Here is a 10,928-nt window from a genome sequence, read left to right as displayed (position 1 = left end):
TTGCGGATCAGGCCTAAGTAGTTGGTGGCGCGGCACATGCCGCCGGTCTGCGTGATCGCAAGCGCGGTGTGGTCCGGATCGTATTTGCCTTCCAGAATCGCGTCCATGAGCTGGCCGATGACCATGATGGCCGGATAGCAGGCGTCGTTGTTGACGTATTTCAGGCCGGTTTCGACGTCCTCGCGGCTGGCGTGCTTGAGGATGTCGAACTTGTAGCCGCCGGAACGGATCACGGATTCGACCAGGGAGAAGTGAATCGGACTCATCTGCGGGGCCACGATGGTGTAATCCTTCATATCCTTGCCGAACGGGATGCGGTTCGCGTACTTGGACATGGTGGCCGTGTTGTGTGCGGACGAACCGTTGCCGGCGGCGCGCTTGGAGGCGGCCTTGACGGATTCGGTGAGCTTCGGGTTGGCTTTCATGACGGTGTCGAGCATAACCTGGCGGCCCGGGGTCGGTGCCTCGGTTCCGGTCTTGCGGAAGCCGTCGTTCTTCTTGTTGCGTTCACGCTCCTCGACGGCGGCCTTGAGCGAGCGCAGGCGGATCTTCGCCGCGCCCAGGTTGGAGACCTCGTCGATTTTCAGCATGGTGTACACGTCGGCCTTGTCCGCCAGGATCTCCGACACCTGGTCGGTGGTGATGGCGTCGAGGCCGCATCCGAAGGAGTTGAGCTGCACGAGCTCGAGCCCCGGATAGGAGGCCACGAAATGGGCCGCCGCGTAGAGGCGCGCATGGTAGGCCCACTGGTTGGTGACGCGCAGCGGCATCTTGGTCACAGTACGGTCATCGACATGGCGGAAACCGCTCGCGTTCTTCTTGCGGGGATCCTCCTCACCTTCGGCGAGGAATTCGCTCAGGTTGAGCTTCTCCCCTGGCTGCAGTTCGCAGATGGAGTCTTCGGACAGCACCACCATGCCCAGCGAGCAAATGGTTTCCGGAATGCCGTGGTTGATTTCCGGATCGACGTGGTAGGGGCGACCAGCCAACACGATGCCCTTGCAGTTGTGCTCCTTCATGTAGGCGAGGGCCCTGAGGCCTTCCATCTGCACGTCGTGCTTGAACACCTCGTTTTCGGCGTAGGCGGCCTTGACCGCGGTCTCGGCCTCCTCGCGGGTCACATTGGCCCAGGCGAATTCCTCGACGATGCGATCCACCATGAGCTCGTGGTTGGCCATGTTGAAGTACGGGCGCATGTAGCGCACGCCTTCCTCACGCAGTTCGGGCATGTTCGCGCCGATCACCACCGGATAGTTGGCCACGACCGGGCAGTTGTAGTGGTTGTCGGTGTTGGGAACGAAGTTCTCCTCGTAGCTCACGCACGGGTAGAAGATCGTCTTGATGCCTTTGTTGAGCAGCCACTTGATGTGGCCGTGCACCAGCTTCGCCGGATAGCAGATGTTCTCGGAGGCGATTGATTCAATGCCGGTTTCGAACAGTTCGTGCGAGCTGCGGCCGGAGATCATCACCTTGAAGCCGAGCGAGGTGAGCAGCGTGAACCAGAACGGGTAGTTCTCGTACATGTTGAGCACGCGCGGAATGCCGATTTCGCCGCGGGTGGCCTTCTTGTCGGTGAGCCTGCGGTAGGCGAAGCAGCGCTTGTACTTGTAGTCGTACAGGTTGGGCCTGTCGGAACGCTGCTTTTTGGCATCGCCGCCGCGTTCGCAGCGGTTGCCGGTCACGTAGCGGGAGCCATCCTGGAACGTGGTGATGGTGAGCTTGCAGTGGTTCTGGCATAGCTTGCACACGTCGCGTTCGGTGGTCATGGACAGGTTGTCGAGCTCGCTGCCGGACACGATGCTGGACGCGGTATGCGTGACGCCGTCGATGTCGACGGTCTTGCCTCCGTCGGCGTCCGCGTCGCCGTCGTCGAGTCCGTCGGCGATGTCGGTGTAATGCATGCGCGCGGTCAGCGCGGCGCCGTATGCGCCCATCAGGCCGGCGATGTTCGGTCGGGTCACCTCGCGTTCGGTGAGCAGTTCGAAGGCGCGCAGCACGGCGTCGTTGAGGAACGTGCCGCCCTGCACCACCACGGTGTCGCCGAGTTCGCCGGAATCGCGCAGCTTGATCACCTTATAAAGCGCGTTGCGCACCACGGAGTAGCACAGGCCGGCCGCGATGTCCTCCATCGAGGCGCCTTCCTTCTGCGCCTGCTTGACGGAGGAGTTCATGAACACGGTGCAGCGCGAGCCCAGGTCGACGGGATGCGTGGAGTTGAGCGCGGCCTGCGTGAACTCTTGGATCGTCAGTCCCATGGACTGCGCGAAGGTCTGCAGGAACGAGCCGCAGCCGGACGAGCAGGCCTCGTTGACGGCGATCGAGTCGATCACGCCGTTGGAAATCGCCAGGTATTTCATGTCCTGGCCGCCGATGTCGATGACGGCGGTGACGCCCGGCGAGACCATTTCCGCACCGCGATAATGGGCCATGGTCTCCACCACGCCCTCGTCCAGGTGCAGGCCGGTGGTGATCAGTCCCTCGCCGTATCCGGTGGCGCAGGAGCGTGCGATCCACGCGCCTTCCGGCAGCTGGCTTTGAATCTGCTTGACGATGTTGACGGCGGCCGTCAGTGGGCTGCCTTCGTTGGTGGCGTACGACGACCATACGATTTCGCGGTCGTCGTTGACGAGCGTCGCCTTGATGGTGGTCGAGCCGGCGTCGATGCCGAGGAAGTGCGGGCCTTGCGCGCCTTCCAACGTGCCGATGTGCACATGCTCGCGATGGTGGCGCTTGTTGAACGCCTCGCGGTCCGCTTCGGTCGGGAACAGCGGCGGCATGGTCGGGGTGTTCGCCGGCAGGTTCTTCAGGTCCTCGAGGCTCTGCAGGATGTCGGCGCAGGTGCGCGCCTCGAAATGCTGGCCTTCCTCAAGCTGGTCCGGTTCGCCGGCCAGCAGCGCGGAGCCGAACGCCACGTACAGGTGGGCGTCGGTCGGCACGATGAATTCGTCGACTTTGCCTTCGAGCGCGCGATGGAACGCCTCGCGCAGCTCGGACATGAAGAACAGCGGGCCGCCGAGGAAGATGACGGTGCCGTGGATCGGACGGCCGGAGGCCAGGCCTGCGATGGTCTGGGTGGCGACCGCGGTGAAGATGGATGCGGCCAGATCGGGCTTGGCCGCGCCGTCGTTGATCAACGGCTGGAGATCGGTTTTGGCGAACACGCCGCAGCGGGAGGCGATCGGATACAACGTCTCGTAATGCTTGGCCATCTCGTTGAGGCCCGCCGCATCGGTGTCGAGCAGGGTGGCCATCTGGTCGATGAACGCGCCCGTGCCGCCTGCGCAGGAGCCGTTCATACGCTGTTCGGGCGTAGGCTTCAGGTAGGTGATCTTGGCGTCTTCGCCGCCAAGCTCGATGATCACGTCGGCCTGCGGATATTCCTCGTCGATGGCGCGGGTTTCCGCGATGACCTCCTGCACGAACGGCACGTGGAGGTTGTCGGCCAAAGCGAGGCCGCCGGATCCGGTGATGGCCAGGCGGATTGGTTCGTCGCCACGGCCAAGGGACTCCAGCTCCTTGTGGATGTCTTCCAGCAGACCCGCCACCGTGGCACGCACATTGGCGTGGTGGCGCCGGTAATCGGAGAAGAGTACGGCATCAAGGGAGTCGGTCTGATCGAGCACCACGGCCTTCACTGTGGTGGAACCGATATCAAGACCCACACGCAACGGCTTCACGTCGCAGGTTTTGACCGCAGTGTCTGCTGCTTCGACCATGTAATGTACCTCTATCGTTCTCGTCCGCCGGGCCGCGTTCCTGCCAGCATGGAAGCGGTAGAAACGCCCTCTCCCCGGTTATCCAAGCATGTAATCGTAGTCTGTGCCCACGCCTAATCGCGCCCGGCGATGAATGATTCGCACGACACGGCGCATAATTAGACAACGAATTTAGTCAGCATGCATAATTTTCGTCCCGAACCGACCATATCCGCATCCACAGACCGGCCGTCCATCGGCGAAGCTCAGGAGGCCGCACCCTCCCCAGCCGAGCGGTCCTTGCCGTAGATCTCGGGAATGAATCTGGTCTGGTCGTGCAATTTCTCCCAAATCACGACCTCGCCGCGCTCCAGCGACTTGGGCACATCGATGATGCGCTGGTTGCTGCTGCCTCGGAACTGCAGCAACGAATCGTGCAGGTCCTTGATATACCGTCCATCCACAAGGATGTCGATTTGTTCGAGCAGCTCGCGCTTGTCGGGGGTTTCGCCGTCTCGCATGAGCTCTTCCCACGTGTATCCGGTCCAGCACCAGATGTCCTTGGTGTGGCCGAAACGTTCGCGAATCCTGCGCGCGAGCGGCAGCAGCACGCCGGTGTTGAGCAGCGGCTCGCCACCGAGGAACGTGATGCCCTGCACGTATGGCAGGCTCAGATCGCTCATGATTTGAGCCTCAAGCCGGTCGTCGTATTCGTGGCCCGCGCGGAAATCCCATATCGAAGTGTTGTAGCAATCCTCGCAATGGAACGGACAGCCGGATACGTACAACGAGCAGCGGATGCCTTCGCCGTCGGTCATGAGGAACCGCTTGTAGTCGGCGATCATGTTGCGGCTCATGGCGTTCGTCCATTGTCCCGCCTTGGGATTGCTGGAACGGTTCGTCGGAATGAACGGCCCGCGTCCGGTTTCGCCCGACGCGAAATCCCTGCGGACCACGGAAGAATCGGCGCTGCTTACCATGCGTTGCTCCTGTTGTTTCTATTGTCCATGTGCGATATGTGCGATCTACCACGACGATCTGCGGTGGGAATTCTGCAATCGCGTCGCAGTCGTGGGAAAATCCGCGACGGACATGCGAAGAGGGCGGATCGGCTCCGCCCTCTTCGTCATTATTTCGTTATCTTCTCCGCCACTGCACGGCGACCGGTTTACTTGGCTTCCTCGAACCACTCGCGTTCGGAGCCGTCGTCAAGGGTGACATGACCGGTCTCGCCGCTCATGTGCTTGACCCTGTGCGCGATCTCCTCATGACGGCCGTGGACCATCGGACGCTGCACCGGATTGCCGAGATAGCCGCAGGTGCGCTTGGTCACATTGCAGCGGTCGGGATCGGAATTTCCGCATTCCGGGCACTTGAAGCCTTCCTCGGTCGGCTCGAAATCACCCTCGAATCCGCATTCGTAGCAACGGTCGATCGGGGTGTTCGTGCCGAGATAGCCGATGCCGATGCCGTAGGCGTAGTTCCACACAGCCTCAAGAGCCTTCGGGTTGGCCTGCAGGCACGGGAATTCGCAGTAGTTGATGAAGCCGCCGGAAGCGTAGTACGGGAAGTCCTTCTCATAGTCGAGCTTCTCCATCGGCGTGGGCTGCAGCCATACCGGATAATGGAAGGAGTTGGTGTAGAAGTCGTGGTCGGTGACGCCCTCCACCTTGCCGAATTTCTCGCGATCCATGCGGTTGAAGCGGTCGGTGAGCGATTCGGCCGGGGTCGAATACACGGAATAATGGTAGCCTTCCGCAGCGCTCCAGTCCTTGCACAGCTGGTTCATGCGCTTGACGATGGACAGGGCGAACTCCTTGCCTTCCGGATCCCAGCTGTGGTCGCGCATCCAGTCCTTGCCGTAGAACACGCTGGTCGCCTCATACAGGCCGATGTAGCCGAGGGATACGGTGGCGCGCTCGTTGCGGAACAGCTGGTCGACGCTGTCGTTGGCGCCGAGACGGCCGAAGGCTCCGAAACGGAACAGGGTCGGCGCGTTGACCGGCGTGGCCTGCTTGCAACGCATGATGCGGAACTGCAACGCCTGGTGCGCGACGGCCATACGCTCGTCGAAGATCTTCCAGAAGCGGTCCTTGTCCCCATGGGATTCCAACGCGATGCGCGGGATATTCACGGTGACCACGCCAAGGTTCATGCGGCCGTCCTCGACATCCTTGCCCGTCTTCGGATCGGTCCAGCCCTGCAGGAAGGAGCGGCATCCCATCGGAGCCTTGAAGGAGCCGGTGATCTTCACGATGTTCTCATAGAAGATGACGTCCGGGTACATGCGCTTGGTGGCGCATTCGAGGGCCAGCTGCTTCATGTCGTAGTTCGGATCACCCGGATCGGCGTTCACGCCATGCTTGATGGTGAACACGAGTTTCGGGAAGATGGCGGTGTGGTGTTCGGAACCGAGGCCACGGATGCGGTTGAGGAAGATGGCGCGCTGGATCTCACGGGCGAACCAGTCGGTGCCGAGGCCGAAGCCGACGGTGACGAACGGAGTCTGGCCGTTGGACACGCGGTTGGAGTTGATCTGGTATTCCATGGTCTGCATGGCGTCGTAAATGGCCTTGCGGGTCTGGATCTTCGCCCAGATCTCGCGCAGCTGCTGCAGACGGCTGGCGTCCTTGCTAAACGGTTCGTCCATCGGCAATGCCGGACGGTCCTTTTCGAAGTGCAGACGCTTCGGCTCGACCTCCTTGGCCATGCGCACCTGACGTTCGGCGATTTCGATCGGCAGGTCGTCGGGCATGATCTCGTGGGCCTGCTCGAGGAACTTGTCGTAGTCCTTCTTGGCGTACGGCACGAAGTTCTCGTCGGCGCGGTTCGCGGTCTGGCCGCCATACTGGCTGGAAGCCACGTCCTTCATGATCTGCGTGATCTGCGTGGCCGCGATGGAGATACTGTTCGGCGAGCCCATCGGAGCGTTGCCGAGGGTGAAGCCGTTGGCAAGCATGTCCCAATAGTTCGGCAGAGAGCAGTTCGACTGCGCGGTGAACGGCGAATAATCGGCGTCATGGAAGTGGATGTCACCCTTCATGTGGGCATTGGACACCGCGTCCGGCAGCATGGAGAAGGCGGAGGCCTTGGACACCGCTCCGGCCAGCAGGTCGCGCTGGGTGGAGTAGACGTTGGAATCCTTGTTGGCGTTCTCGCGCACCAACGCCTCGTCCCTGTCCACCAGACGGCGAACGGCCTCGTTGATGTCCGTGGCCTTGGCCCGTTCGATGTCCTTGTTCAGACGGTAGTTGGTGTAGGTGCGGGCCACGTCGTACAGATGGTCCTCGATCAGACCATGCTCGACCAGATTCTGGATGTCCTCGATCTTCGCCGGACCGTTGTAACGATCCTTGATTTCGGCTTCGACCTGATTGGCGAGGTCTCGGACCAGCCGCTCCTCCTGCGGACCGATCTTCTTGTCGAGGTCGGCGAAGGCGGATTTCACCGCGCTGATGATGTTGATCGGATCGAAATCCACCACGCGTCCATCACGTTTTTCGACAAGTACCTTGACCGTTGCCGGCGCAGTCGCCGTTGCGGTTGCGACGCCATCCAGAGTCTGGGTTTCCATGTATTGTTTCCTTTCCGGGTCGGTCCCATCCGACCAGGTTTCATGCCTCTTCCGCATGCCATTTCCTTTGTACAGATGGACACTGTACGCCAAGGTCGTCACTAAATATAGTATCGCCACGCCGCCAGAGAAACTATATATTCCATTTTCGGCGTAATTCCGCCGTTCTTGAGATTCTGTGACAAAACTAACGGATGAGACACGGAGTGTCGCTTTGACAGCACCCGTCCAAGCGGCTATTTTCACTCAAGGCGCATCCGCAACACTCGAACATATGTTCCATTTGTCCGCAAGATGATGGAACCTTGACCTATGACTTGGAATCCGAATTACGCCCCGACGACGACGCAGCCGCAGCAGACGGCATCGAAGCCCCTGCCCCGTCTTGCGGGCGAAACCACAGCGGACAATCCATGGCCGGTGAGCCTGCTGAGCGAGAAATTCCACACCGCGGTCGAACGTTGGCCTTCCGTATGGGTGGCCGGCCAGATCACGCAGATCAACACGCGCCGTCAGGGAAGCGCCTATATCACGCTTCGCGACGATTATCAGGATATTGCGATGGAGGTCAACGGCTTCGGCCAGTTCGCAGCGGCCGCGGCACCGTTCGTGCAGGGAGACCGCGTCATCATCCACGGCAAGCCGAACGTGTGGATGAAACGCACGTCGCTGTCGCTGCGCGGCGACGCCATCATCGCGGCGGGCGCTGGCGGCAGTCTGAAGGCCATGATCGACGAACTGCGCAAAAAGCTCAAGGGCGAGGGACTGTTCGACGCGGACCGCAAGAAACCGTTGCCGGAATTCCCGCATTGCATCGGTCTGATCTGCGCGCCGCAGGCGCGCGCGGAAGGTGATGTCATCACCAATGTCCAGCTTCGTTGGCCCGTCGTCGATTTCAAGGTGGTGCATGTGCATGTGCAGGGCGACCAATGCCCGTCGGACGTGGTGGCGGCCATCAAGCAGCTGGACGCCGATCCGGACGTGGATGTGATCATCGTGGCGCGCGGCGGCGGCGCGTTCGAGGATCTGATCGGTTTCTCCGACGAGAACGTGGTGCGCGCGGCGGCCGCGGCGAACACTCCCCTGATCTCCGCCATCGGACATGAGGACGATTGGACCCTGCTCGACTTGGCGGCCGATGTACGAGCCTCCACTCCGACCGACGCGGCGAAGAAGGTCGTGCCGGACGTGCGCGAGCAGATGCAACTGATCCAGGTGAATCTGGACCGCATGCGCATGCGCATCGACGCCACCGTCTCCAACGAGGCCAGACTGATCGAAGGCTACGCGAACCGCCCAAGCCTCACCCATCCGCTCACCATGCTGGAGCCGCATCAACGGTTCCTCGATGACGCGCGCGCACGCATGCGCATCGGATTGACCCGCATCGTGGATGACGCGAGCCTCACCATCGAAAAAGCCCACGCCTCGCTGACCGCGTTGAGTCCGCAGTCCACGCTCGACCGCGGATACGCGGTGGTGCAGAGCGCCGACGGACATGTGGTCGACGACGCGTCCTGCGTGAAGGCGGGCGACCAGCTGACCATGACGCTGAAGCACGGCATCGTCGTGTCCGAAGTGAAAACCGTGAAGTAAAAAGAAAATCGCAGCAAAGCAGCAATAAGGAGAAACACATGGCCAACGAGACTAACGAAGCGACCCCGGCATCCAGCCTGACCGACAAGGAACGTGAGGCGATCGCGCAGATGCCCTACGAGGAGGCGAGGGACAAGCTCATCCAAGCCGTGCAGTCGCTGGAGGCGGGTGGCCTGAATCTCGATCAGTCCATGCGCCAGTGGGAGATCGGCGAGGCGCTGGCCAAGCGCGCGCAAAGCCTGCTCGGCGAGGTGCGTGCGAAGCTCGATGCGGCTCAGGCCGAACAGGCCACCGCAGCCAATACGGCGGGCACTCAGGACAATCTCGCCTGATAGCACGAATGCAACAGCCGTTCCACTCCCCCATGGATATTCCGCAGGGATCCTTTTTGAACGGCTTGATCCGGAACGATCCATCGTGCGCCGATTCCGGACATCCGTCATGTCGAGTCCGCATTGTGTGTACAATGGTGACTCGTTGCCTCAGTAGCTCAGTGGATAGAGCACTTCTCTCCTAAAGAAGGTGTCGTAGGTTCGATTCCTATCTGGGGCACTTTTTCATGTCTGCTCCGCAGTTGGCTCACATCCGAGCCAAACCCGCCATCGACGAGTCCATGCCATATGACGGCGGAGATGAACATGGCGGTGAGGATGACACCGCCCCAACCGCGGAATCACCCCACCGCCATATCATCGCGATCGACTATAGGCGAATCCTCTGCACCGCGTCCTTCAACGCGTCGACCTTATCGGTCCTCTCCCACGTGTAGTCCGGATCATCGTGGCCGAAATGCCCGTAGGCCGCGGTCTTGTAATAGATCGGACGTTCCAGATCGAGCTGGTCGATGATGGAGAGCAGACGGAAGTCGAACACCTGCTCCACCGCTTTCTGGATGATCTCGCGCGGCACCTGTTCCGTGCCATACGTCTCCACGTCGATCGATACGGGAGCGCCCTGCCCGAGGATGAAGCCAAGCGTCACCTGCGCGCGGTGCGCGAGTCCCGCGGCCACGATGTTCTTCGCCGCCCAACGAGCCGCATACGCTTCGGAACGGTCGGCCTTGTGCGGATCCTTGCCGGAGAACGCGCCGCCACCGTGGGAGCCGATGCCGCCGTACGTGTCGACCACCACCTTGCGTCCCGTCAGGCCCGCGTCGGAATGTGGTCCGCCTTGGATGAACGGCGTGCGGTTGATGACAATCCTTGCCTTGGAATAGTCGAGACCGAATTCGTCAAGCACCGGTTCGAGCACCTGCTCGCGCACCTGGCTGCGCACATCCTCCAGCGCGATGTCCGGGGAATGCTGGGTGGAGATCAGCACCGCGGCGAACCGCAGCGCGCGGCTCAGATCCTCGTTGTACTCGACGACGACTTCGGTTTTGCCGTCCGGGCGAAGCTGCGGGATGATGCCGTTCTTGCGCACATATGCGAGCCGCTGCGCCAGTTTGGTGGCCGCGACGTACGGCAGCGGCAGATATTCCGCGGTCTCATCGGTCGCATAGCCGACGACGAGACCCTGATCGCCCACGAACGTGTCGTAGATGTGTTCCTTCTCCTCCTCGCTCGACGCGTCCTCCTGACCGAAGTCGCCCAGATCGGACGAGAAATCGCGTGGCCACACATTGTTGATGATGCCCGCGCCACGGGGATCGAGGCCGCTGTCGGCATCCGTGTAGCCGATCTCCTCGGCGGCCTTGCGCGCTATCTCCCCATGGTTCAGCGTGAACGGCGCCGAAATCTCGCCCTGCAGCGAGATGAGCCCCTCCTTCACCACCGTTTCGACGGCGACGCGGGCGTCCGGCTCCTTGGCGAGGTATGCGTCGACGATGGCGTCGGAGATCTTGTCCGCGACCTTGTCGGGGTGGCCTTCGGTGACGGATTCGGAAATGAGATAACGAGACATGATGGAAGCCTTTCTTGTTCGGACCAAGCCGACCACGGCGCAGGTCCGGTTCATACGGATATGGATGATGTTCGGATTTTTGGGTTGCGCATTGCGGGCTACGCATTGCGAATGATGGAATCGGACGCGAGTCAGCGTTCCGCCGCAGGTTTGGTGGCGAT

General features: G+C 61.4%; 6 protein-coding genes and 1 tRNA gene. 3 read left to right on the top strand and 4 right to left on the bottom strand.

Going from position 1 to position 10,928, the window contains the following annotated elements:
* From ACR0P8_RS07235 to nrdD, 3 genes are all read right to left on the bottom strand, one after another.
* A partial coding sequence (locus ACR0P8_RS07235) for an acyl-CoA dehydratase activase-related protein (protein WP_432624446.1) occupies positions 1–3,716 on the bottom strand: 3,716 nt, incomplete at its 3' end.
* Positions 3,717–3,961: 245 nt separating this feature from the next.
* Positions 3,962–4,675 (bottom strand): anaerobic ribonucleoside-triphosphate reductase activating protein, encoded by a 714-nt coding sequence (nrdG, locus tag ACR0P8_RS07230; protein WP_432624445.1) that lies wholly within the window; start codon positions 4,673–4,675, stop codon positions 3,962–3,964.
* A gap of 188 nt (positions 4,676–4,863) precedes the next feature.
* Entirely contained in the window at positions 4,864–7,269 is a 2,406-nt protein-coding gene (gene nrdD / locus ACR0P8_RS07225) for an anaerobic ribonucleoside-triphosphate reductase (protein ID WP_432624444.1), read from the bottom strand.
* Positions 7,270–7,581: 312 nt separating this feature from the next.
* Between nrdD and xseA the strand changes: the two genes are divergently transcribed.
* From xseA to ACR0P8_RS07210, 3 genes are all read left to right on the top strand, one after another.
* On the top strand, positions 7,582–8,865 hold the full coding sequence (xseA, locus tag ACR0P8_RS07220; protein WP_432624443.1) for an exodeoxyribonuclease VII large subunit: 1,284 nt from the start codon (positions 7,582–7,584) through the stop codon (positions 8,863–8,865).
* Between the two features lie 38 nt (positions 8,866–8,903).
* Positions 8,904–9,197: an exodeoxyribonuclease VII small subunit gene (locus tag ACR0P8_RS07215; RefSeq protein ID WP_026646730.1), complete on the top strand. Its 294-nt coding sequence runs from the start codon at positions 8,904–8,906 to the stop codon at positions 9,195–9,197.
* Between the two features lie 147 nt (positions 9,198–9,344).
* A tRNA-Arg gene (locus ACR0P8_RS07210) sits at positions 9,345–9,417 on the top strand.
* A 150-nt stretch (positions 9,418–9,567) separates the two neighbouring features.
* Here ACR0P8_RS07210 and metK read toward each other — a convergent pair.
* Entirely contained in the window at positions 9,568–10,767 is a 1,200-nt protein-coding gene (metK, locus tag ACR0P8_RS07205) for a methionine adenosyltransferase (protein WP_432624442.1), read from the bottom strand.
* Between the last annotated feature and the right edge of the window lie 161 nt (positions 10,768–10,928).

Source organism: Bifidobacterium sp. (genome assembly GCF_050874245.1).
GTDB lineage: Bacteria > Actinomycetota > Actinomycetes > Actinomycetales > Bifidobacteriaceae > Bifidobacterium.
This window is presented reverse-complemented; position numbering and strand designations above follow the sequence as displayed.